The organism is Pseudoalteromonas sp. SG44-17, from assembly GCF_014164235.1.
GTDB lineage: Bacteria > Pseudomonadota > Gammaproteobacteria > Enterobacterales > Alteromonadaceae > Pseudoalteromonas > Pseudoalteromonas rhizosphaerae.
Genome location: NZ_JACJEV010000004.1, coordinates 56,574 through 79,060, shown reverse-complemented (window position 1 = coordinate 79,060; position 22,487 = coordinate 56,574). Strand labels below are relative to the sequence as shown.

Annotated in this window: 21 protein-coding genes; 15 read left to right on the top strand and 6 right to left on the bottom strand. The window is 39.7% G+C overall.

Features of this window, described 5'->3' with window-relative positions; translation table 11 throughout:
• Nucleotides 1–23: 23 nt before the first annotated feature.
• The 5 genes from H5182_RS04485 (at nucleotide 24) to H5182_RS04465 (ending at nucleotide 4,524) form a co-directional block, all read left to right on the top strand.
• Nucleotides 24–539, top strand: a complete 516-nt coding sequence (locus H5182_RS04485) for a hypothetical protein (protein WP_182734596.1) — start codon at nucleotides 24–26, stop codon at nucleotides 537–539.
• 563 nt (nucleotides 540–1,102) lie between these two features.
• Nucleotides 1,103–2,098 carry a fatty acid desaturase gene (locus tag H5182_RS04480; protein WP_145241236.1) on the top strand — a complete coding sequence of 332 codons (996 nt, stop codon included), beginning with the start codon at nucleotides 1,103–1,105 and terminating at the stop codon, nucleotides 2,096–2,098.
• A gap of 83 nt (nucleotides 2,099–2,181) precedes the next feature.
• Nucleotides 2,182–2,559 (top strand): VOC family protein, encoded by a 378-nt coding sequence (locus H5182_RS04475; protein ID WP_182759601.1) that lies wholly within the window; start codon nucleotides 2,182–2,184, stop codon nucleotides 2,557–2,559.
• Between the two features lie 50 nt (nucleotides 2,560–2,609).
• Nucleotides 2,610–2,858 carry a TIGR03643 family protein gene (locus H5182_RS04470; RefSeq protein WP_182734599.1) on the top strand — a complete coding sequence of 83 codons (249 nt, stop codon included), beginning with the start codon at nucleotides 2,610–2,612 and terminating at the stop codon, nucleotides 2,856–2,858.
• A gap of 526 nt (nucleotides 2,859–3,384) precedes the next feature.
• A complete protein-coding gene (locus H5182_RS04465) occupies nucleotides 3,385–4,524 on the top strand; it encodes a Na/Pi symporter (RefSeq protein WP_182734601.1) in 1,140 nt (379 codons plus the stop codon).
• A gap of 85 nt (nucleotides 4,525–4,609) precedes the next feature.
• On the opposite strand, the gene H5182_RS04460 is transcribed toward H5182_RS04465, so the two are convergent.
• On the bottom strand, nucleotides 4,610–5,806 hold the full coding sequence (locus H5182_RS04460; protein ID WP_259398236.1) for an MFS transporter: 1,197 nt from the start codon (nucleotides 5,804–5,806) through the stop codon (nucleotides 4,610–4,612).
• A 212-nt stretch (nucleotides 5,807–6,018) separates the two neighbouring features.
• On the opposite strand from H5182_RS04460, the gene H5182_RS04455 reads away from it, so the two are divergent.
• The 5 genes from H5182_RS04455 (at nucleotide 6,019) to H5182_RS04435 (ending at nucleotide 10,713) form a co-directional block, all read left to right on the top strand.
• Nucleotides 6,019–7,761 carry a VWA domain-containing protein gene (locus H5182_RS04455; RefSeq protein WP_182759600.1) on the top strand — a complete coding sequence of 581 codons (1,743 nt, stop codon included), beginning with the start codon at nucleotides 6,019–6,021 and terminating at the stop codon, nucleotides 7,759–7,761.
• A gap of 180 nt (nucleotides 7,762–7,941) precedes the next feature.
• A complete protein-coding gene (locus H5182_RS04450; protein WP_145241223.1) occupies nucleotides 7,942–8,523 on the top strand; it encodes a sigma-70 family RNA polymerase sigma factor in 582 nt (193 codons plus the stop codon).
• Entirely contained in the window at nucleotides 8,513–9,142 is a 630-nt protein-coding gene (locus H5182_RS04445; protein ID WP_145241221.1) for a hypothetical protein, read from the top strand. The genes H5182_RS04450 and H5182_RS04445 overlap by 11 nt, the downstream gene beginning before the upstream one ends.
• A gap of 87 nt (nucleotides 9,143–9,229) precedes the next feature.
• Nucleotides 9,230–9,493: a helix-turn-helix domain-containing protein gene (locus tag H5182_RS04440; RefSeq protein ID WP_182731812.1), complete on the top strand. Its 264-nt coding sequence runs from the start codon at nucleotides 9,230–9,232 to the stop codon at nucleotides 9,491–9,493.
• A 2-nt stretch (nucleotides 9,494–9,495) separates the two neighbouring features.
• Nucleotides 9,496–10,713 carry a type II toxin-antitoxin system HipA family toxin gene (locus H5182_RS04435; protein ID WP_182759599.1) on the top strand — a complete coding sequence of 406 codons (1,218 nt, stop codon included), beginning with the start codon at nucleotides 9,496–9,498 and terminating at the stop codon, nucleotides 10,711–10,713.
• Between the two features lie 25 nt (nucleotides 10,714–10,738).
• Here H5182_RS04435 and H5182_RS04430 read toward each other — a convergent pair whose 3' ends face one another.
• The 3 genes from H5182_RS04430 to H5182_RS04420 all read right to left on the bottom strand — a co-directional run bounded on the left by H5182_RS04430 (nucleotide 10,739) and on the right by H5182_RS04420 (nucleotide 15,366).
• Entirely contained in the window at nucleotides 10,739–12,793 is a 2,055-nt protein-coding gene (locus tag H5182_RS04430) for a TonB-dependent receptor (RefSeq protein WP_182759598.1), read from the bottom strand.
• A 65-nt stretch (nucleotides 12,794–12,858) separates the two neighbouring features.
• Nucleotides 12,859–13,716: a rhombotarget lipoprotein gene (gene rhlP, locus H5182_RS04425; protein WP_182731815.1), complete on the bottom strand. Its 858-nt coding sequence runs from the start codon at nucleotides 13,714–13,716 to the stop codon at nucleotides 12,859–12,861.
• Between the two features lie 69 nt (nucleotides 13,717–13,785).
• Nucleotides 13,786–15,366, bottom strand: a complete 1,581-nt coding sequence (locus H5182_RS04420; RefSeq protein ID WP_182759597.1) for an ATP-binding cassette domain-containing protein — start codon at nucleotides 15,364–15,366, stop codon at nucleotides 13,786–13,788.
• A gap of 382 nt (nucleotides 15,367–15,748) precedes the next feature.
• Between H5182_RS04420 and H5182_RS04415 the strand changes: the two genes are divergently transcribed.
• From H5182_RS04415 to H5182_RS04405, 3 genes are all read left to right on the top strand, one after another.
• A complete protein-coding gene (locus tag H5182_RS04415; protein WP_182759596.1) occupies nucleotides 15,749–16,168 on the top strand; it encodes a hypothetical protein in 420 nt (139 codons plus the stop codon).
• A gap of 102 nt (nucleotides 16,169–16,270) precedes the next feature.
• Nucleotides 16,271–16,603: a hypothetical protein gene (locus tag H5182_RS04410; protein WP_145241208.1), complete on the top strand. Its 333-nt coding sequence runs from the start codon at nucleotides 16,271–16,273 to the stop codon at nucleotides 16,601–16,603.
• A 14-nt stretch (nucleotides 16,604–16,617) separates the two neighbouring features.
• Nucleotides 16,618–17,706 carry an endonuclease/exonuclease/phosphatase family protein gene (locus H5182_RS04405; protein ID WP_145241206.1) on the top strand — a complete coding sequence of 363 codons (1,089 nt, stop codon included), beginning with the start codon at nucleotides 16,618–16,620 and terminating at the stop codon, nucleotides 17,704–17,706.
• Nucleotides 17,707–17,793: 87 nt separating this feature from the next.
• Here the strand turns inward: H5182_RS04405 and H5182_RS04400 are convergent, their stop codons facing one another.
• Complete coding sequence (locus tag H5182_RS04400; protein ID WP_182759653.1) at nucleotides 17,794–19,170, bottom strand: NAD-dependent succinate-semialdehyde dehydrogenase; 1,377 nt, start codon at nucleotides 19,168–19,170, stop codon at nucleotides 17,794–17,796.
• A gap of 199 nt (nucleotides 19,171–19,369) precedes the next feature.
• On the opposite strand from H5182_RS04400, the gene H5182_RS04395 reads away from it, so the two are divergent.
• Nucleotides 19,370–20,401, top strand: a complete 1,032-nt coding sequence (locus tag H5182_RS04395; protein WP_182759595.1) for a nitronate monooxygenase family protein — start codon at nucleotides 19,370–19,372, stop codon at nucleotides 20,399–20,401.
• A 47-nt stretch (nucleotides 20,402–20,448) separates the two neighbouring features.
• Here H5182_RS04395 and H5182_RS04390 read toward each other — a convergent pair whose 3' ends face one another.
• Nucleotides 20,449–20,970, bottom strand: a complete 522-nt coding sequence (locus H5182_RS04390) for an NUDIX hydrolase (RefSeq protein WP_182734614.1) — start codon at nucleotides 20,968–20,970, stop codon at nucleotides 20,449–20,451.
• Between the two features lie 153 nt (nucleotides 20,971–21,123).
• On the opposite strand from H5182_RS04390, the gene H5182_RS04385 reads away from it, so the two are divergent.
• Entirely contained in the window at nucleotides 21,124–22,464 is a 1,341-nt protein-coding gene (locus H5182_RS04385) for a sigma-54 dependent transcriptional regulator (RefSeq protein WP_182759594.1), read from the top strand.
• Nucleotides 22,465–22,487 lie beyond the last annotated feature (23 nt).

The window sequence follows — 22,487 nt, the reverse complement described above, 5'->3', positions numbered from 1 at the left end:
ACAGGCTCGTTAGAGTTTTCTGTATGTCTATTGTAAACGGAATTCCAATTTCAGAACTACCAAAGGTTCTTAATCTTATCTTTGAAGATGATGTTCTTATTTACGAAGCTTATTCAGATTTCGATAAAGAAATACAATTTTTTTCTAATCGGAAGGATTTGAATGAATATGCTAATTTCAAACTCTCTGAGAATGACTTTAGGTGTAAAGATATCAACTTGACTCTCCACTACTCTGACACTGGTGGGGAGGTTTACATTGAGAAACATGATTTGGTTCCAGATAAGTGTGATGGTGCTACCTATAGATATACAGCAGATGGCTGGGGCACAATCAATTTCAATATTTTTATTGAAGGAGATTACTTCGTGTTGTTTTCGCTTCATGCAAGAGATAAAAAGGAAGCAAAAGAGTGGCAGGATACTTATCCAGAGTTTGGGTCTTTTTTAGTTTGGGAATGGAAAAATGTCAGTAAGCATTTAAAAAGACTAGAGACGTCATACAGTGCAATTCATAATAAGTTGGCAAAAAAACTCTAACAAGTCGATTATGTTCGCCCAACAATTTGGGCTGAGACTGCAAACCCGCGCGCCATATCGAAGAAAAACAGCATCAGGTCTTGCATCTTGCATTTTATTATAAAAGTCAAAAAGAAAGACCTGCCGACGGAACCATGCGAAGGTTATAGTCTCTGAAAAGGCAAAAGCTATCCCAACTTGTCAGCTAGTGATTCAAATTACTCATGCTCTAAATATCAACCGTGGGAAGCTGAAGCGTTTGAACTAGAAGATAGAGTAAGAGAAGCTTTATATAACAGGATCCCAGAATTAAAATGCTTATAACAAGCAATTAGGATCGGCAACGTCCGTTCATGGCACTCTGTCGCGATAATAATTCTTACAGGTCAAAAGACTGCTATTTTAATTTAAGTCGATTTAGCTACGGCTAACTTAACCAATTGTAGTTATATTAAAAAAACATGCTTGACTTAAATTAACGGCACTTTTATTTTTTCGTTGCTCGTTGCTCGTTGCTCGTTGCTCTAGCAGCTTTTTATTTATTCGGGTATCATTTGCGCAACTTTGATTATCAGTTGCTATTTATGACCACGTTAAGTGCTAAGGAAAATATTCAAGCCATTGTTAAGGCGATTAAAGCTGAAGAAGCTAAGCTTCGTCAAAAGCACCCGTTATTAGCCCATCAAAATACTATCGGGATGGCTATTTTATTATTATCACTCAGTGCGTTAATTGGGGTTGGTGCACTTTATTACTTCGCTATTATCCCTGCGTGGCTATGTATTATTTTAGCAGCCATTGCAGCGTCAATTTCCCACGAGCTTGAACACGACCTGATCCATAAACAGTACTTTAGTAACCAGCCTTTTCTACATAACTTTATGATGCTAACAGTGTGGCTAATGCGCCCAAATACTATTAGCCCATGGTATCGCCGTAAAATGCATTTACATCATCATAAAGTGTCGGGTACTGAGCAAGACTTAGAAGAGCGCTTAGTGGGTAATGGCATTAAAAAGCCATTGTTACGGGCGTTGGTAATTGTTGATGGCTTACTCGGCTTGTTAATTAACGCTAAACGTTTTAGTAAAGAAATCAAAGGGTTTAGCTTTTTTAAGGTATTTAACGCAGGGTTTCCGGTTACCACAGCGTACTTTGCTATTTTATACAGCGTAATTGTGTTCCATTTAGTTGATTTATTTACCCCACTTGCGGCTAATTCGCCGGCGTTGTTGCTGGACACTATGGCGGTGTTTGAGTTTTTAATGGTGGTGTTGATTGTGCCTAATATTGTGCGTTCAAGCTCATTAAATTTTGTGACTTCATCAATGCATTACTATGGCGGCGTTAATAACATGCTGGAGCAAACGCATGTTATAACGAGTCGCTTGTTTGCACCGTTTAACTTGTTTTGTTTTAACTTTGGCCATACCCATACAATTCATCACTTTGTGCCGAATCAACCGTTTTATTTACGCCAAATGATCAGCAAGAAAGTGCTTGAGGTAATGAAAAAACACGGTGTTCGCTTTAACGATTTTGCTAGCATCAAACAAGCAAATCGCTATCAAGCTTCTTAATATCAAGATACCAATTACTAATTGACCTCAAGTTAAGTTAAGGTTTTAAAGTCGTTATCTAACTCAATATTTAGGTAACGACTATGAACCTTAATCAAATCACTTTACCTGTCTCTGACATCGAAAAAGCAAATCAATTTTACCTGGCCATGGGCTTTACACAAATTGTAAAAATGGATCATTATTCACGCTTTGAGTGCCCTAATAAAGCTACATTTTCTTTATTATTAACCGATGATGTGTTTAGTAATGGCGCGGTTATATATTTTGAAAGCGCAGAACTAGAAAAGTGGGTCGCCTCCTTAAAAGCTAAGGGCTTTGAGTTTGAATCAGTGATCACCGAGCAGCGTTATTTATGGCGAGAAGCTGTGTTAAAAGACCCATCAGGCAATAAAATTAAACTTTATTGGGCGGGGTGTAATCGGCTGAATCCACCATGGCGAGTTGAAATTACAGATTGATCTTATTCTTGCTATGTCGGGTATAAAGATATTTTGTAGAAGAGTCTGTTATGTTTGATAGTAGCCAAGTGTCTAGAATTATCGAGATGGCATGGGAAGATCGCACGCCATTTGAAGCCATTGAAAACCTTTATGGTTTAAATCATTCCCAGTTAGTTAATTTTATGCGCGACAATATCTCATCGGGTTCGTTTAAAGTTTGGCGCAAGCGCCATGCTGGCCGTACAACAAAACATTTAAAGTTACGCAATCCCGCTATTATGCGCAGCCACTGTAAAACCCAGTATAAAAACCGTTAGTACTTTTCTTATGCCGTTATTTAGCATTAAAAGATGCTAAATACTTACTCTCATTAAAGGGATCAAGTACTTTGCCTGCTATTTTATTAAAGGCAATGCTTTAAGATTAGTTTGTGTGGTTGAGTGAAGTTTAACCTAACAGTCAATAAGGTAAAATGTACGATTGCTTTATGAGCTAGTTGTCTTATGTGTCATATTACAATTTTTAAAATTAGTTATTAATTTTTCCATCATTTTAAAAGAGTATTTAAGTGTTTAATTAACAGTAGACAGTAGCTCTTTTGGCTGCTCTGTAAATCAATGTAAAGGGTTGCTCTATATTTAAGTTTTTGAATATATTGTTTATTTTTATTTTTTAAAAAACTAGCGCGAAATGTAAGTTACTTTTATTTCGTAATTTAACCAATTTCGAACACGCGTTAATTTGAGTGAAATATTTCTGTAATATTCGGATGTTCTAATGTGCTTTGAAACAAAAACGTCATCAAAATGCCACAATCGGCAAGACAAAAATTGAGATTTAAACATGAGTGAATCAAAGCAGAGCACGCTATTAATTAAAACACTTAACTGGGCTGCCATTGCCTTTTTAGTTTATTTAGTATTGGTTGCCGTGGGCACTGTCAGTGGTGGTTTCAAGCTAGCGTCCGGTGGTACCGAGGGCGCACAAGAAATTTTTGCGTTTGCAACAAATCCGTTTATTGCTTTACTACTGGGGGCTTTAGCAACCGCTTTAGTACAATCATCTTCTACGGTAACGTCAGTAATTGTTGGGCTTGTTGCTGGTGGTCTGCCTTTAAGTATTGCTATCCCTATGGTGATGGGGGCAAATATTGGCACAACTATTACAAATACGTTGGTATCTATTGGCCATATTCGCTCAAAAGAAGAGTTTCAGCGTGCATTCGCAGCCTCTACGGTTCATGACTTTTTTAACTTATTTGCTGTAGCGATATTTTTACCGCTTGAAATCATGTTTGGTTTACTACAGAAACTCTCCGCCATGTTGTCGCACTTATTTGTAGGTGATGCTGACTTATCATTAAATAGCTACAACTTTATTAAGCCATTGGTTAAGCCTGTGGTAGGTGTAATCAAAGATGCATTTAGCTTTTTAGATACAAAAATGTTGGGGGCAGCGATGGTTATTGCCGGTATTTGCTTAATTTTATTCGCTGTAACAACACTTGGTAAGCTCCTTAAAAAGGCACTTGTTGGTAAGGCGAAAGACATACTGCACGGTGCAATAGGCCGTGGTCCGGTGGCTGGTATTACATCTGGTGCCGCTGTAACGATTATGGTGCAATCGTCGTCAACAACAACAAGTTTAATGATTCCGCTTGCAGGTAGTGGTGTATTTACAACGCGCCAAATTTACCCATTCACATTAGGTGCTAATATTGGTACAACTATAACTGCATTATTAGCAGCAACTTCTATCACTGGGCCTATGGCTGAAGTAGCGCTAACAATCGCGCTAGTACATGTAATGTTTAATGTGTTTGCTGTGGCACTTATATATGGCATTCCGGTCTTACGCGAAATCCCAATTAAATTGGCTGAAAAGCTGGCTGAAATTGGTACGAAGAATAAATCGGCTGCATTGGGTTATGTGTTGGGGTCGTTCTTTGTTCTACCTGGTCTAATTGTTTTAGCCGTTCGCTAATACATTATATAGAGTTAAAAAATGCGCTATGTGGTTACCCATATAGCGTATTTTTAATTTTATCTTTGCTCATTATTTAATTGGTTTAATGAGCACTTCTCATAGTGATATTACGCCCACCTAGATAACCAAATACAGCACATAAAGCGCTGGCGAAGGCACATAACCATAAGGTGGTTGTCCAATTGCCAAAGTAGCTATGTAATGAGCCTGCGATAATAGGCCCAGAGGCTGCAAGCAAATAACCCAAACACTGTGCCATGCCTGAAAGTGATGTAGCCTGACGGGTGTCATGAGTACGTAAGCTAATAAACGATAACCCTAGAATAAAACATGCTCCTGAACAAAATCCTAAGGTAATAGCCCACATTGCTGCAAACTCAGGGATAAACAGTAATCCTAATGAGCAAAATGCGGCTACCAGTGCTAATAAGCTAGTTAGTATGCGTTGATCTTTAAGCTTTGCCAGCAGTGGTATTAAGATGATGCCAGGGGTTGCTGAGGCTACCTGAAATGCGCCTTGCAAAGCTCCCGCGTGTTGTGCTGTATGACCTGCTTCAATCAAAATGCTCGGCAACCAACTAATCATAATATAGGTAAAAAATGAATTTAACCCCAGCAATAAGGTAATTTGCCACGCAAGCGCCTCGTGCCATACTTTGTTGGTGTTGACACTCGCCAGTAGATCTTTTGTTGGCTTAGTATGAAGTTTTAACTGTGGTAGCCAAATAACAATACTCACTAGGGTAAGTAAGCCATAACAAGCAAGGGCTAATTGCCAGCCGATACTTTTATATTCAGCCAGCGGAATAATAAGCGCGGCATAACTACCACCAAAAATTCCCATTGCTAGTACGTAAGTAGAGGTCATCACTGCAACTTTATGTGGGAAGTCGCGTTTAATTAAACTCGGTAACAGTACGTTACCAATTGCGATACCGATGCCAATGACTGCTGTGCCTAAGTAAAGCATTGGCATAGAGTCAATCAGTCGTGAAGCCAGGCCCAAACCAATCAGAATAAGCGCAATAAACAATGATATTTCTAGCCCTTGTTTTTTAGCAAGACTTGCCGCCATCGGGCTGGCTAAAGCAAAGGCAATTAACGGCAGTGTTGTGAGCATACCGGCTTGCGAAGGGCTTAAGTTAAAGGTCAAAATTATTTGCTCAAGCACAGGAGCAAGCCCTGTAACGGGTGCGCGTAAGTTAGCGGCAATAAAAATAATGCCTAAAATTAAAATCGCAGTGGAAAATAAAGTCCGTTTAATTGGAGTTGAATACAAAACTAAAGTCACCAAGTAGATGGCAGGTAGCGTAATTATACCCCAACGCAACTGACGTTGATATTAAATTGCCAGCTGATTACTCTTTAAATTTGAATAACTTATTCTTAAAAATTCCTTGTTCAGCAGAGTATTTTAAAAATAATTAACCCTACTTTTTAAAGTCATCCGTTAATAGGTTTAGTAATCCTAATTAATAACAAGGTGAGTTTATGAACCACACGACATGTTACCACTATGGTAAAAATAATCTGCGTTTGACGCTATTAAGTATCGCGGTTTTGGCTGGTTTAGCTGGCTGTGATCACACATCACGTAGCTCTGTTAAAGAGCAAGAGCAACAAACAGATGCGATCGAAGTAACGCAAACTGAAGTAGATAGTCAACAGGGGCTTGAGCAGCAAGTTCAGCTGCAAAAACGACAACGATTGCACCCGGTAAGCTACGCAGCAAGCCCTCAAGGTTTAACGCATGCAAGTGTTATGTTAATGCCGCAAATGCCACAACCAATGCCTATTGATGATGTGGTATTTGCTACTGAACAAGAACGTGAAAACTATTTGAAATCCCAGCAAAACCCAGTAAAACAAGTTGGTACTGAACCGGTTTCAACCTTTTCAATTGATGTTGATACGGGCAGTTACAGCAATACTCGGCGTATGCTCAATATGGGGAAATTACCACCTAATGACGCAGTGCGTGAAGAAGCTTTTATTAATTATTTTGACTACGATTACAGTGCACCCAATAGCATAGCTACACCTTTTAATGTTCATACCGAGATGGCAACAGCTCCTTGGAATGAGCATCGGCAACTGTTAAAAATTGGCATTAAAGGTTTTGAGATTGAAAAAGCCGATTTAAAGGCAGCGAATTTAGTGTTTTTACTGGATGTATCTGGCTCTATGAATGCACCAAATAAGTTACCCTTATTAAAAACCAGTTTAACCATGTTAACTAAACAATTAGATGAAAATGATTCAGTTGCCATTGTCGTGTATGCCGGTGCCGCAGGCGTGGTTTTGCCAGCAACGAAAGGCAATGATCAACAAACTATCAGCGCCGCGTTAGATAAACTGGCAGCAGGCGGCTCAACTAATGGCGAGCAAGGTATTGAACTGGCTTATCAAATTGCGGCCGAAAATTTTAAAAAAGGAGGTATTAATCGGGTGATTTTAGCCACTGATGGCGACTTTAATGTGGGCACCCAATCAATCGATAAACTCAAAGAGCTGGTGGCATCTAAGCGCAAGACGGGGATTGCCTTAACTACTTTGGGATTTGGCCAAGGTAATTATAATGATGGCCTAATGGAGCAACTGGCAAATATAGGTAACGGCCAGCATGCTTACATAGATAACATAAACGAAGCACGCAAAGTACTGGTCGATGAACTCAGCAGTACCATGCAAATTATTGCCAAAGACGTAAAAATTCAAGTGGAATTCAATCCACAGCAGGTGGCTGAATATCGTTTAATTGGTTATCAAAATCGCGTACTCGCTAATGAAGATTTTAATAACGATAAGGTCGATGCCGCAGAGTTAGGGGCAGGGCATAGCGTGACTGCGCTGTATGAAATAACCTTAGCCAACGCAGCTCATAAACAAATTTATGAGCTGCGTTACCAATCTAAAGAAGACAAAAAACTGGCTACCAGCAATGAACTCGCCTTTGTAAAAGTGCGTTATAAACAGCCTGACGCTGAGCAAAGTAAGTTGATCACTCAAGCTGTTGCAACACCTAAAGGTGAGCTGCCTTTATCGCAAGCCAGCCAAGACTTTAAATTTGCCGCCGCAGTGGCTGGTTTTGCGCAGTTATTAAAAGGTGCAAAATATATCGGAGACTGGCAGTATGAAGATTGCGCTAAATTGGCAACCGCTAACAAAGGCATAGACACATTTGGCTATCGTAGTGAGTTTGTGCAACTCGTTAATAATGCTGCGGCACTGTGATACCAATCAACTTAAATATTTAGTCATTCTAGCGCGCTAAATAAAGCGCTAACTGTGTTATAAATTTCTCAAATAGAACAACTATATGTCAAAGTTTATGCCTTGTTATCACTCTATTTATATGTCGCTATAAATGACTAATAACTTAACACGATTGGTATGATTTAAGTAAAGGATGTTATGACAGAACTAGCTGATGAGCAATTAATGTTGAGTTATGGACAAGGTGATGTACAGGCTTTTACCCAGCTGTACCTACGCCATAAAAATAGCTTATATCGTTATTTTTTACGCCAGTGCGCAAACCCGCAAGTGGCCGAAGAGCTTTATCAAGAAGTCTGGAATAAGCTGATAAAAGCGCGCTCACAGTATCAAGTGAGCGCTAAGTTTACCACTTGGTTGTATCGTATTGCGCACAATGAATTGATTGATCATTACCGCCGCACTGGTACGCAAAACAAATGGCTAGACGGTGATAATCAAGACATTGAAATTGCCGAATTTGCTGATCATAACAGTCGACCAGATGCTGAAAAGCTCGAGCAGGCTCAGCAAGCAGCGCAGTTAAAAGTGTGCCTAGCACAATTGCCACGTGAGCAAAAAGAGGCGTTTTTACTTAAACACGAAGCTGATTTTACCCTCAAAGAAATTGCCGAACTAGCGGTAGAAACAACTGAAAATATCAAAAGCCGCATCCGTTACGCGCTAGCCAAGCTAAAGCAATGTATCAAGTATAAAATGGAGACTAACAATGAGCGATAAGTTAACCGATCATGATATTGCTTCACTTTATAAACGAGGTGCAACGGAGCAACCAAGCTTACAACTTGATGAGCAAATATTACAACATGCAGCTGAAGCCGCTAATGCTAACAAAGTAACCAATATTAATAAGCGCAAACGCTTTTACCAAACTTGGTATGGGCAATTATCTACTGCGGCATCACTGGTGTTAGTCGCGGTTTTATATATGCAAAATACTACTCAGTATCTTAAGCCGTCAGAGGCAATGAATGATCTACAAATTTTAGCCGATGAACAGACTGCTTTAGCACCTGCAGCCTCGTCTGAAATGATGCAAAGCGAAGTGCTAGAACAAAAGCAGCTAGAGCAATTAAAGCAAACTCAAAGGCTTCAACGCAGTACACAATCTTACATGGCAGGACGGCAATTTGAGTCGCAAAGCATGACCGCTAAAAGCGAAGTATTATTAGAGCTTGAAATTATCACCGCAGAGGTAGCAAATAAATTTAAACGTATAGATACACTTATTGCTGATGGTGAAACAACCGCCGCTAAAGCTCAGCTTGCTGAGTTATTAGTAGCGCACCCAGAACTCAAGGTGCACTTAACTGAGCAGTATAAACAGCTATTACAGTAAAAGGTAATCTAGTTATGTTCGCTATATAGCTATATTTTTTGTTTTATACTACCATGTTCGCTATATGGCGAGTTTTTGGTGGCTGCGATGAATAGAATAGAAATAGGAAAAGCGCTTGCTCAGGCGCGAAAAGAAAAACAACTAACACAACGAGAAGTGCAAAAATTGACGAACATTAATAAAAGCACACTATCTGAAATTGAAAACGGTAAATTTACAGGATCATTGGATATCCTTGAGCGTTATACTCATTATTTAGATTATGAGCTAGCTGTAGTACCAAGAACTTTGTCTAAATCACGGTTACCTCGTTGGGATGAATTAAACGAGCTTTTTAGTGAGGATAGCTAGTGATGGCTTTTAACCTACCTGAAAAAGTACAAAAGTTGACAGTGTGTATAGATGACAAAGAGCTGGGTGTGCTAACTCATGATGCAATACACGATTATAAGCAAACGCAAAATGAGTTTAATCTATCATTAACTATGACTGAAAAAGGCATGGATGATAGTTATCGATCTGGTGCATTGCATCCTATTTTTGCGCAAAATTTGCCTGAAGGGCATAACCGTAGATACATTGCACAAAGGCTTGCTCGTTACGCCAAAGTTAACGACATGTACTTATTAGCTTTGCAAGGAAGTGATGGTATTGGCATGTTATCTTACCAAGGTGACTTTAAATTACCGCAAGTTGATAGCGTGTCACTTAACGATATTCTTACGTATTCGCATGCACAGCCTTTATTTCCGCAGTTATTAGAAAAATACTATCTCAGGAATACCTTGTCAGGAATGCAACCCAAAGTAAGTATTCCAAGTGTTGAGCGAACAGTTCATCAAAAAGATCTGATCGTAAAATCATTTGATGAAGAGTTTGAGCTGCTTACTGTTAATGAATATGTGTGCATGCAAGCAGCTAAATATTGCGGTCTAGCACCGCCAAATACGTATTTATCTGATAACCTTGAAACATTTGTGATTGAACGCTTTGATCGTGGTGAAAGTGGCACTCAGTTGCTAGGTTATGAAGACTTTACAACTTTGATGAAGCGCTCTTCAGATCCCGATGAAAAATATCGGGGAAGTTACGAAACCCTACTGAAAGCAACCTATTTGTACACGAATAATCTGCTCGAAGTTGAAAAAATGTATAAGTACATCGTTTTCAGTTGTTTAATTGGTAACGGTGACGCCCATCTTAAAAATTTTGCGCTGCAGTACACGCCAGATATGAGCAATATTTTTGTTTCTCCACCTTTTGATATTACTCATACATTAATTTATCCAACCATCAATAATAAAATGGCACTTAATATTTGTAAGAGCAAAGAGTTTCCAGACTGTGATCACTTAATTAAGCTGGCTAATCAAGGTCATATCGTAATTAGGAATGCGCAAGAGATTGTTGAATCGTTAGCTCAAGGGGTTATAGAGTATGTTTCAAGGTCACAAGAAGTCTTGCTCTTTAGTGGTTTAAAAGAGTCGATTTTAGCTGGAGTTGATAAAGTGATGACTGCAACTTACAACTCAAAATCATATCGCCATGATAAAAAGAAAAAGTTTGAGTAATAGCAGAAATCACTTAATTCAATATTTACCAAGCGTAACTTGCTGAGAACATTATATTACGTGGTCGCCCAGGAAAATAACGGTCGCCAGTAAAGCTGGTGTAATCGGCACGCTCTGCATAGGCGGTATCAAATAGATTGTTAATGCGCGCGGTTAGTTTCAATTGTTCAGTCAGTTGCCATGCTGCGCGTAAATTTAGTAAGTCATGGCCTGCGTAACTGTGTTGGTTTTCAGGATCGGTAAAATAGTCACTGACATGATGCCACTCAATAGCAATTAAGGTGTTATTGGTGACTTGCCAGTTAGCTTGTAGGTTGGCGATATTACGCGGTGCTGTGTCTATGTCGTTACCGTTAATGTTTACTTCAGATAAAACTTGGTCATAGTCGTATGTGTGTATTGCATGGCTTGCTGCTAGGGCAAGTTGAATCGACTGAGTAAGTTGATAATCCAGCTCCAGTTCAATACCACGGTGCTGAGTTTGGCCATCATTAATGGTGAAAAAATTGCTGTCGCGAAAAATCACGTTTTGTTTATTCATCGTATACGCAGAGACTACATAGTGCAGTTGTTGATATTGCCCTTTGAGGCCCACTTCTAGATTGTCTGCTGTTTCAGATTCGAGATCAGCCACTTGTTGTTCGCGCTGTAGCTGATAAAGTTCAGCCGCTTGCGGCGCACGGTAACCGCGAGATAGGTTTGCATATAAATAATTATCAGCACTTAATTGATAACTCAAGCCAAGTTTAGGCGATGTATTGGTAAAGGTATTCTTACTACTTGGCGGGCGCGAGTAACGACAACCGCCAAATCCACATTCGCTGCCATTCTCGTCAGTGCGACCAGCCAGCATATTATTGGTGTAGTCGTAATCAAGCTGCTCAAAGCGTGCGCCTAAACTGATAGCGAGTTGCTGCCATTGCCAATCAAGGCTAATAAAAGGGGCGAGTAGGGTGCTGGTTACATCGTAATCGTAATGCTTACCTTGTGGCACAGTTGCTACTAAAAATGCTGAACCTTGAGTTGGCTCGTCTTGATATTGCAAAAAATCTGCACGGGTGTATTCGCTGTCTAGCCCTAAATTAACAGTTAATTCGTTTGAATACGCATGCTGCCAAAGTGATTGCACGCCAACGCCATTTTGGCTGTTTTCTTCAAGCGGTGTGCCCGGTAAAAAATGCTTAAAGAAGGTCATACTTTGATTGCGCACATACGGGGTAATGGTTAGCGTATCTTTTGCTGTTTGCCATTGTGTTTTTGACCAAAGCCGAAATGAGCGGGCTTTTCTAAATGCATCAGGATCAAAGTTTTGCTGGGCTATTTCATCGTTTTTATAGCTTTCAAAGCCTTCAATAAATCCGGCAGTTTTTTGATCTAAGTGGGTATAGCTCAATCCTGTTGTGACGGATAGATCATCACTTGTATAGCGATGGCGCAGATTGAGCTTTTCTTGGTCTACGCTTTCATCATCACGGTATCCGGTATCGCGAGTGATACTGGCATTGATACCAAATCCTTGATTGCCTAAATCTTTTCCGCTGCGCAGTTTGAATCGGTTGTAACCGTAAGAGCCTAAATCAACGCCGAGCAAATGTTCATCATAAGTGGTATCTGGGGTGATCACATTAATTACGCCATGCACAGCATTTGAGCCGTAAAGGGCAGAGCCTGGGCCTTTTAAAACTTCAATACGCTGCGCCATTTCGGTGTGCGCTTCAAACAATTCGTTAATATTGCAAAAGCCTGCCGCACGCAGGGGGATGCCATCTTCGGCTGTTAAAATACCGCCACAGGCGCCAGCGCCAGAAAGCACCGGAGAGCGCAGTGCGGGCAAATATTCTTGACCGTTACCATGTTGCACATTGGCACCTGCAACTTGCTTTAACACTTGCTCGATATGGGTCGGTGCGATTAAATCTAACTGTGCTTTAGTGATGCTGCTTATTACTAAAGGAAGAGGATCGGCGCGTACCTCAGCACGAGATGCTGTAGTGGTAATGCGTTCAATGTCGTTTTGCGCGGCGAAAGAATTAAAGGCTGTAGGTGTGATCAGCGCCAGAGATAATAATCGAGAAAGCATGAAAGCCCTTTATCTAAGATATTTCAAAAGGGCAGGATATAACCTTTTTTAGGAATTCTAAAGCTTTAGCGATAAACGCTTGTTAGTTTAATGTAGAGCTGTTTAGTTATTTGCTCGTGTTGTTTTAAAATTAACATAGCAGTTAGTAACATTAATAAGAAATATAAACTGCCACCACTGCTGCCGTCTTTATGATTAACATTGGCTATTTTGTCTTCTTTGACACGGGTTTTAAATGAACCAAGTTCAGCATCTAAGTTTGTGATCATGTCATCAACAGCTAAGCTAAAGCTGCCTTGCGACTGCTCGTTTAAGGTTTCATCAATACCGACGGCTGTACTGCGTTGCTCTACTTTGTTAATTCCCGGAGCTCGAAACAGCATTTTTCTACTTTTCACATCGAAAACAGCTGTATCAACAAAAGTTTGTACGGTGTTTTCGTTGCCAGGAATAACGTATAACCCCACAATTGTTAAATATAAGAATGCAGCATTATTTTCGAGAGTTTGTGATACTTGGTCATATGATACCAGCGCAATAATATCAACGTCATATAATCTAGATACTTGCTCAAGAGTGGTAAATCCTTGACCTCCTTTTAAATAACTACTAGGAATAACTTCAATACGGTCAATGTAGTCATATTGCATAAACTGTTTTTTTACTTTCTCAAGCAAGGCGATTTCGTCGTTACTGCGAATGCCAGAGTCATATTGGTTAGGAATAAATGCAATACCTACAGTGGCAGGTAAGTTGAGTGTTGGCACGCTTGGTTGATGGGCTTGGCGACTTTGTTCATCAGGGTATAGAAAATCCACCAAGCTACTTGAGCGCGTTTTTTGATTCGCATTTTGGCTGAGCATAGTGCTGCAGCCAGCTAACGAAGTAATTACAATCACCAAAACCAATTTTAGAGTTTTCATATTATTCCTTTTTATAATTAAGTGATCCGATGAGTTTGAACCTTGAACGATGAAAAAGTTCTCACTGTGCTATTTTAAGATAATGTTAGTTAGTACATTAGATTGCTTAATAAACTCCTCATCGTGGCTCACCAATATAAAGCTGCCAGTAAAATCAGCCAGATTTTGCGCAAGATGTTGCTTGTTAGCCAAGTCTAAGTGGTTATCGGGTTCATCGAGTAACAATAAATAGTGCTGCGCATTTTGCGCCGCTATAAGCATGGCTAATTGCATTTTCTCGCCGCCGCTTAATTGACTAATTGGCCGATAAATATTCTCTCCCTTAAAGCCAATATTCGCAAGCAAATGGCGTACTGTTTGTTGTTTTAGCTGACAGTGTTTTTCTAATGCATTGCATAAAGTGTCTGTTGCTCCTAAAAAAGAGCTGTGTTGATCGATATAAAGCACTTTACTATTTAATTGAAGCGCTGTTGATACTGGTGAATTTGCCGAGTCATTAATCATCCGGAGTAATGTTGACTTACCGCTGCCATTGGCTCCTTTTAGGTGTAACTTATCACCACTAAAAATTTGCAGGGTGATTGCTTTATTAGCGCTTGAAAATGGCAAAGTAAGTTTTTCAATAAATAGTAGGCGTTTATTGCTAGTCGGTTGCGTAAACTTTACTGTTTTAGCTTTACTATTTGGTAACTGCTGTTGAAGTGTTTGGCGTTTTTCGGTTAGGGCTTTGCGTTTGGCTGAGGCTAGCCGCTCAGAAGCGCCTTTACTTGCTTGGGCACTGTTTTTCTTAAAGTCTAACATCACTTTTGGTTGGCTGGTGGTGTTACGTTTTTTATTACCTTGTGCTGCTCTTTGTTGGGCTTTTTCACGATTAAGCTGGGTTTGCTGAAGGTGTTTTTGTCGCTCCTTGTCAAGATTATTAATTTGCTTTGTAAGCGCAGTTTGTTGCAGCGATTTCTGTTGGCTAAAATGCTGATAGTTACCCGTTTCATAATGAACACCTTGGCTGCTGAGCTCAATAATAGCATCGCATTGATTAAGTAATTGGCGGTCATGACTTACTACAATTACTTGCCCTTTAAACGCATGTAATTGGTCAATTAGCCATTGCTTTGCTGATTGGTCTAAATGGTTACTTGGCTCATCTAAAATCAGTAAATCAGGCTTTGTTTGCAACGCGCAAAATAGCATTAAACGCCGCTGTTGACCGCCGCTTAAATGCTTAATTGGCTGGTTTAATGAGGTATCAATAGCAAGGGCTAAAAGTTGTTGTTTGTAATATTGCTCGCATAACCAATCATCATTGATTAGGTTAAAGTCAGCCTCATGGCAGCTTCCTTGTTCAATACGATTAAGGGCGGCTAACTTTTTATCAACTCCTAATAGTTGTGCAATTGTGGATGACGATGTTTGAAGGTGCTGCTCACTTAATTGTTGTTGTGAAATAAGCACGCGAGTACCACTAAATTCAACATGTCCCGTACTAGGTTGTTGTTGGTTTGCCAATATACTCAACAATATTGATTTACCGCTGCCATTAGCACCAATGATCGCGGTGAGCTTTTCATTTATTGAAAAACTAAGTTGTTTAAATTGAGTTTGGCCATCAGGGTGTTGATAGCTTAAATTGTGGATGTGTAATGTATGCATAATGCCTCTGGAGTGTTCAGGGCATGGCGCGCAAAGCAATTAAAATTAACTAGGTATCGTTAAGTCGATAGCAAGATATATGACGAATTTTGCGCCCACTAACCCTGTAAATTCAAAAAATAAAACGAATTTCAACAGGTGTTAGTTATTCATTAATGCGCAAACTCCAGTAAGGTAAGTGAGTTAATAATATACGAATATGTTGTGAGCTGTCAGCCAGTTTTTATTATTTATTCTCTTTAATATAGCTAACTAATTGTTTGTTAAAACACAAAACTGTAAGCACTCACTACCTTTACAAAGTTTACAATTCATTTCATCTTTCATTCAGGCTGACTTGTTAGGCTTTAATTATTCACACAGATTATGCTAGGAAGTAGCTATGAATAAATTAATCCCCCTGTCTTTGGCTGTACTTGGTTTGAGCCTATTACCGTTTGCAGTAAATGCTAAGCACGAGCGCGAACATGATCGTTATGAACATCGCCATGAGCATCATCATGAGCATAAAAAGCACAGTAAAAAGTACCATAAAAAATATTATAAAAAACACCATAAGTCAGCAGATTATAAAAAGTTGCCGCCGGGTTTATACAAGAAAGTAGGCTACGGGCATGGCTTACCGCCGGGTTGGTATAAAAAATATCATCGCGGCGATCGCCTTGATAGAGATATTTACCGCCGTGGTCGAGTTGTTGAGCGTCATGACCGAAAGGGGATAATTTTACTGGAAGTTGATGATCAGCTAATTCATTTAGTGCATGACACTCGAGAGATTCTCTCTATTGTTACTCGTCACTAAATTTTTACCAAGTCACAACTTGATGTAGGGTTATTTAATTTACTTCATAACGAGTTCATGAATTATTGCTATTCTTTAAATGAACTAAATAGGGAGTAAAATATGAAAGCACTTCTATCTACTGCTTTGCTTGGCTTAGTACTTTGCAGCGGCGCAGCTTTTGCAAAAAATGATAACCATGACAAAGACAAAAATAAAGGTAAAGGGAGTTTACCGCCAGGATTACAAAAAAAAGTTGATAATGGTGGTCAATTGCCTCCTGGTTGGCAAAAAAAATACCACAAAGGTGACAGATTAGATTACGATATCTATCGCCATGGTCGAGTAGTAAAACCGATAGACCGTGATGGTCGTATTACGATTGAAATAGACGATACCATCATTCATATGGTGCATGATACTCGCGAAATTTTGTCAATTTTAAGTCGTTATTAATAAAGGATTATTGAATGCTAATTGTGCTGGTAAGTATATTAAGTGTGTTATTAGTTGTGACACTTTTACCTATGTCTTTCAGCCAGCATTATTTAATTCGTAGTTGCGACTTTGTTCGTTTACAGGTTTTTTATCTTGCATTGGCTGGGTTGCTTTTAGGTGTTTATTTTGCATTAAGTGGACTATCGCCTTTGGTTGTATCGTCGCTAATCATGGCAACTGTAATTTTGCTTATTCAAGGTAAATGGATATATCCTTATACTTGGCTTGCTAAAAAAGAAGTGGCGCAAAGTCCCGCAGGCAGTGGGCATAGTATTCGTATTATGTCGGCTAATGTGTTGATGTCGAACACTCGCTACCAAGACTTAATAGATTTAGTCCATGAACACCAGCCAGATTTACTTATTACGCTTGAGTCAGATACTAAATGGCAACAGCAACTTGCAGCCATTGAAGAAGATTATCCATACAAAATATTTTGCCCGAAAGATAATCGCTACGGCATGCATTTATACAGTAAATATAAGATAAAAAAACAACAAGTATGTGAGCTTGTAGAAAACGATATTCCCTCAATTCACGTTCTATTTGAGACTGTAGAAGGTCTTGAAGTACAAGGTCATTTTATTCATCCTGCTCCTCCAAGTCCTACTGAAGAAGATACCTCTAGGCCACGAGATACCGAACTTATTTTGCTTGCTAAGGCTTTAAAGAACAACAAACGTCCAACAATTGTTGCTGGCGATTTAAATGACGTTGCTTGGTCAAGAAGTACCCGTTTATTTATGGAAATCAGTGACTTTTTAGACCCACGCAAAGGCCGAGGTTTTTTTAATACCTTTCATGCTGGGTATTTCTTTATGCGCTGGCCGCTTGACCACTTATTCCATAGCCATGGCTTTACTGTTAAACGTATAAAAAGGCTAGAAAAATATGGCTCGGATCATTTTGCTCTTTTAACTGAGTTAGTGCATAAGCCTGATAATAGTAACCAGCAACTAGATGACGACATGGATATTCAAAAGGCGGTTAATGAATTGCAAATGGAGAATACTTCTAGCCGAGAAGTGCCTACCTTTAATGATGAAGTAAGTAAAATATAGCTAATAGCCGTTATTGTACACTTAACTTATTTAGTCATAAAAAAAGGGCCAATTAAGGCCCTTTAGAGTATTTTTTATTGAGAGTTATTAGCTATTGATCATAATGGTTTTGATGTTAACAAATTCACGAATGCCAAAGCCGCCATGCTCACGACCATAACCACTGTCTTTAACACCACCAAATGGTAAGTTTGGCTGGGCCAGCCCATAACCATTTATGTTAACCATACCGGTATCAAAATGCTTTTTAGCAAGCTCAATGGCTTTCTTTTCATCTTTAGAAAAAATACCGCCGCCCAAGCCATAACGTGAGTCATTAGCGATACGCATTGCATCTCCATTATTCTTAGCTTTGATAAGTGAAGCGACCGGGCCAAATAGTTCATCGTCGTAGGCCGGCATGCCGGGAGAGAGGTTCTCAAGTAATGTGGCTGGATAGAAATAACCCGTTTGCTTAGGTATTTCGCCACCAGTCACAATAGACGCACCAGCCTCAACTGATTGCATTACTTGTTTATGAATTTTGTCTCTTAAATCCTCGCGTGCCATTGGACCAAGATCGGTGTTTTCATCCATAGGATCGCCAACTATTAAGGCGTTAAATTGCTCTGTTATGCCTTTTTTAAACTCATCGTATAAGGCTTCTACTACCACAAAACGTTTTGCTGATACGCAGGTTTGCCCGTTATTAATCATCCGCCCTTGCACACAGGTTTTAATCGCAAGCTCTAAATCTGCATCATCAAGCACTAAATAGGCATCGTTACTGCCAAGTTCTAATACGGTTTTTTTAACGTGTTTACCAGCGTGTTCAGCTACTTTTTTACCAGTGCCATCACTGCCTGTGAATGTCACTCCACGAATTGCGCTGTGGCTTATTAGCTCGCTGGCAGTTTTGCCATCGATTAATAAGTTTTTAAACACATGGCTTGGAAAGCCTGCTTCAATAAACAATGCTTCGATTTTTTCAGCCATACCAAACACGTTACTAGCGTGTTTTAGTACAGTGGTATTGCCTGCCATGATATTAGTAACGGCATAACGTACAACTTGATATAGCGGAAAGTTCCAAGGTTGAATGCCTAATAAAACGCCTGTTGGCTGGTAGCTAATAACGGCGTGACCATTTTCCATTGGGCGTTCTTCATCAGCCAATTGAACTTGACCGTGCTCGGCGGTGTAGCGGCAAATTGCTGCGCAGAGCTTGACCTCTTGCAAACCTTGCTGATACAACTTACCCATTTCATTAGTCATAAGTGTGGCTAATGATTTTTTGTGTTGTTCAAACAGATAGGCTAGCTGGTTTAAATACTTGGCACGATCAGTGAGTGAAATATGACGCCAATCTAAGAAAGCCTCATGACTTTTATCTATCTCGGTTTTTGCTTGTGCTAAAGTAAGCAGCGTATATTCTGCAATGGGTTGTTCAGTACTTGGATTGATCGTTGTTACTGTATTAGTCATCATAATCTCCTTACGAATAGTATGTAGGGAGTGTGCAAAGCTAACACCAACTATGTATTAATTTGTTTTATATTTTTAATGTGCTGTAATTATTGGTTTTTTTATAATTTTTGATTCATTCTATTATTATTTTTAGTGATCATTTAGTTTTATGTCGGTAAAAAGTGCAGGCGACTGAAAAAGTTACAAGGAGTATGTTGTGGCGTTATCTTTTTTTAATACGCATTTAGCGCTTATTCAAGCGCCGATGGCGGGTGTGCAAGATTTTCGTTTAGCTGCTGCGGTGAGTAACGCAGGTGGTTTAGGATCATTACCCTGTGCAATGCTCTCAAAACAACAGTTAGTGAGCGAGCTTGATAAACTGACTCAAGCGACAAGTAATCCCTATAACCTTAACTTTTTTTGTCATACGGTCGGTGATTACACCAGCCAACAAAAGCAGCAATGGCATAATTTGCTAGCGCCTTATTTTGATGAGTATGGTATTGATGCTGAAAGCTTAACTGCAGGGGCTTCTCGTCAACCTATTAGTCAATCGGTTGTTGATATTATTGCCCCTTATAAACCCGCAGTGGTGAGTTTTCATTTTGGTTTACCCGAGCAAACGATTATGGCGCAAATCAAAAGCTGGGGCACTAAAGTGATTTCAACTGCTACCACTTTAGATGAAGCTATTTGGCTGAGTGAAAATGGCGCTGATGCTATTATTGCGCAGGGTTTAGAAGCAGGTGGCCATCGAGGGCATTTTTTATCAATGGATTTAAGTTTGCAGCAATCAACTGTGCAGTTAGTTCAAAACTGTGTGGCACGTCTTTCTTTGCCTATTGTTGCCGCAGGCGGTATTGCAACCGCTGATGATGTAGAGCAAATGCAAGCTTTAGGTGCAGCCGCTGTGCAAGTTGGGAGTGCTTACTTATTATGTCGCGAGGCGCAAACGTCAGTGCCTCATAAGCAAGCAATTTTAAATCAGAAAACGGATAATACTGCGCTTACTACGTTATTTTCTGGTCGGGCGGCACGGGGCATTCAAAATCGTGTAATGAATGAGTTAGGCGCTTTGGCTATAGGTGTGCCTGAATTCCCTCATGCCAGTACCGCGATAACGGCACTTAGAACAAGCGCTGAAAAAGCAGGGCGCGATGATTTTTCACCACTTTGGTGTGGCCAAAAGCATGTGCCTCGTGTTGATATGTCGGCGGTAGAGATCACTCATTTACTTATGAAAAAGTGATTGGTTTAAATGAGTCAAAGCCCTAACTTATTACAGGTTGATAGTTATCAATAATTAGTAATATGTTTGGCAATCTCTTTTAGTAAATAGGTTTCGCGCAGGATTGATAGGCCTTGTTTATCACTGGTTGCCAGCGTTCGCTCATTATGAGCAATGGCATCATGAATGTTAACCCATTTAGCAACCATGCCATTTTGTTGCTCATAATGCTCTAGTTGGGCTTGCCCTAATTGCGTATCAAGACTACAAAAATAGCAATAAGACTTTATATGGATCACTGCAAAATCGTCTTTATACCAAGGGCGGTATTCTTCATAAAGCCCAAATTCACCGAGTACTTTGATGTTTTGTGCGCCAGTTTCTTCTTGTAGCTCGCGGATTAATCCTTGCTCTATGCTTTCACCTTCATCAATGCCGCCGCCAGGCAAGCTGAAATCTTCATAGCGGGCAGTGTACATTAATAAAATATCAGTGCCTTTTAAGGCAATAGCACGGCTCGTTAGGCGAGTAAATTGACGTGGCTCGCTGGCACTCACACTGGGATGAACGGTGCTTTTAAGTAAGCGCATCAGAATGTTCCTTAAAATTTAATTTAAAAATTATATCTCAAAAAAGATCTAAATCTATTTAGATAGCGTAAATTTCCAGTTAAGCATCGATTTTGTAGAATAAGGCAGTTAAGATGTTAGGCTGGGCAATGATAATAAGCATAGGGATTTATCATGTTAAACATACTGTTAGTTGATGATGATAGCGAGTTTAGTGATGTCGTTTGTCATATCGTAGAGTTTTTAGGACATAACATTAATACTGCTGCTAATTTAGCAGAGGCTGAGCAGTGGTTTGTAAATAATACCTTTGACCATGTATTGTTAGACTTTATGCTGCCTGATGGAAGTGGTTTACACTTGGTTGAGCACCTTAAAAGTATTGGTCAAAAACCAAAAATAACCCTTATTTCAGGTCATCCTTCAGTCAAAGGTAAGTTGGCTGAAATGTGTGAGCCTAACGTTGGTCATCTAGTTAAGCCCTTGCAGCGCGAAGATATTGAGCGCCTTCTCAACCCTAAAAAAACCACGGCTAAGAAAAAAGCCGAGCCAAGTATTAAAAAGCATTTTGGTACCTTAATAGGTGAGTCGCCGCAAATGCAGCACTTGTATACCATGATTGAGCGCGTCGCTAACACCAACGCCAACGTAATGTTAATGGGTGAAAGTGGTGCTGGTAAAGAAGTTGTCGCACAAGCGATTCATAATGCTAGCGCATGTACAGGACCTTTGGTGGCTACTAACTGCGGTGCGTTATCGAAAGAACTTATTGGTAGCGAATTATTTGGCCATGAGAAAGGCGCGTTTACTGGCGCTATTGTCCGTAAAGATGGGGTGTTTGAACAAGCAACCGGCGGAACATTATTTCTAGACGAAGTGACTGAAATGCCAATAGATATGCAGCCTAATCTATTGCGCGTGTTAGAAACTAAAAAAGTAACCCGAGTAGGTGGCAGTAAAGAAAGTGCGGTAGATTGCCGAGTTATTTCTGCGACTAACCGCTCATTAGAAGATTTAGCGCAAAATAATGTTATTCGTGAAGATATCTACTTTCGGTTAGCGGTATTTCCTATTGATATTCCACCATTGCGTGAAAGAAAAGAAGATATTGCCTTATTAGCCAATGCTTTTTTAAATCAATTAAACGAAGAAAACAACACTGACTTTCAATGGCAGACGGCACAATTAAAGTTACTTGAAAGCTATGATTGGCCAGGCAATGTTCGAGAACTGCGCCACGGCATTCATCGTGCTTTTATTATGAGTGATCCAAAAGGTAAAGCGATTACTTTGCCAGATAACTTAGAGTCACCATTTTCACGAGTGAATAAGCAAACTCAAGCAAATCAAGTGACTGCAGGGCAAACTATTGAAGAAGTTGAAAAAGAGCTGATCCACGCTACGTTGGAGAAAGTACAAGGCAATAAAACGCTTGCAGCACAAATGCTAGGTATAAGTACTAAAACTTTATACAACCGTCTAAATGCCTATGGTGGCATTGGCGAATATAGCTAAATTAAACTCAAGTAATCAACCAA

Coding starts and splice junctions, on each gene's coding strand:
- H5182_RS04485 (WP_182734596.1), top strand. CDS start 24: ATGTCTATTGTAAACGGAATTCCAATTTCAGAACTACCAAAGGTTCTT.
- H5182_RS04480 (WP_145241236.1), top strand. CDS start 1,103: ATGACCACGTTAAGTGCTAAGGAAAATATTCAAGCCATTGTTAAGGCG.
- H5182_RS04475 (WP_182759601.1), top strand. CDS start 2,182: ATGAACCTTAATCAAATCACTTTACCTGTCTCTGACATCGAAAAAGCA.
- H5182_RS04470 (WP_182734599.1), top strand. CDS start 2,610: ATGTTTGATAGTAGCCAAGTGTCTAGAATTATCGAGATGGCATGGGAA.
- H5182_RS04465 (WP_182734601.1), top strand. CDS start 3,385: ATGAGTGAATCAAAGCAGAGCACGCTATTAATTAAAACACTTAACTGG.
- H5182_RS04455 (WP_182759600.1), top strand. CDS start 6,019: ATGAACCACACGACATGTTACCACTATGGTAAAAATAATCTGCGTTTG.
- H5182_RS04450 (WP_145241223.1), top strand. CDS start 7,942: ATGACAGAACTAGCTGATGAGCAATTAATGTTGAGTTATGGACAAGGT.
- H5182_RS04445 (WP_145241221.1), top strand. CDS start 8,513: ATGAGCGATAAGTTAACCGATCATGATATTGCTTCACTTTATAAACGA.
- H5182_RS04440 (WP_182731812.1), top strand. CDS start 9,230: ATGAATAGAATAGAAATAGGAAAAGCGCTTGCTCAGGCGCGAAAAGAA.
- H5182_RS04435 (WP_182759599.1), top strand. CDS start 9,496: ATGGCTTTTAACCTACCTGAAAAAGTACAAAAGTTGACAGTGTGTATA.
- H5182_RS04430 (WP_182759598.1), bottom strand. CDS start 12,793: ATGCTTTCTCGATTATTATCTCTGGCGCTGATCACACCTACAGCCTTT.
- rhlP (WP_182731815.1), bottom strand. CDS start 13,716: ATGAAAACTCTAAAATTGGTTTTGGTGATTGTAATTACTTCGTTAGCT.
- H5182_RS04420 (WP_182759597.1), bottom strand. CDS start 15,366: ATGCATACATTACACATCCACAATTTAAGCTATCAACACCCTGATGGC.
- H5182_RS04415 (WP_182759596.1), top strand. CDS start 15,749: ATGAATAAATTAATCCCCCTGTCTTTGGCTGTACTTGGTTTGAGCCTA.
- H5182_RS04410 (WP_145241208.1), top strand. CDS start 16,271: ATGAAAGCACTTCTATCTACTGCTTTGCTTGGCTTAGTACTTTGCAGC.
- H5182_RS04405 (WP_145241206.1), top strand. CDS start 16,618: ATGCTAATTGTGCTGGTAAGTATATTAAGTGTGTTATTAGTTGTGACA.
- H5182_RS04400 (WP_182759653.1), bottom strand. CDS start 19,170: ATGACTAATACAGTAACAACGATCAATCCAAGTACTGAACAACCCATT.
- H5182_RS04390 (WP_182734614.1), bottom strand. CDS start 20,970: ATGCGCTTACTTAAAAGCACCGTTCATCCCAGTGTGAGTGCCAGCGAG.
- H5182_RS04385 (WP_182759594.1), top strand. CDS start 21,124: ATGTTAAACATACTGTTAGTTGATGATGATAGCGAGTTTAGTGATGTC.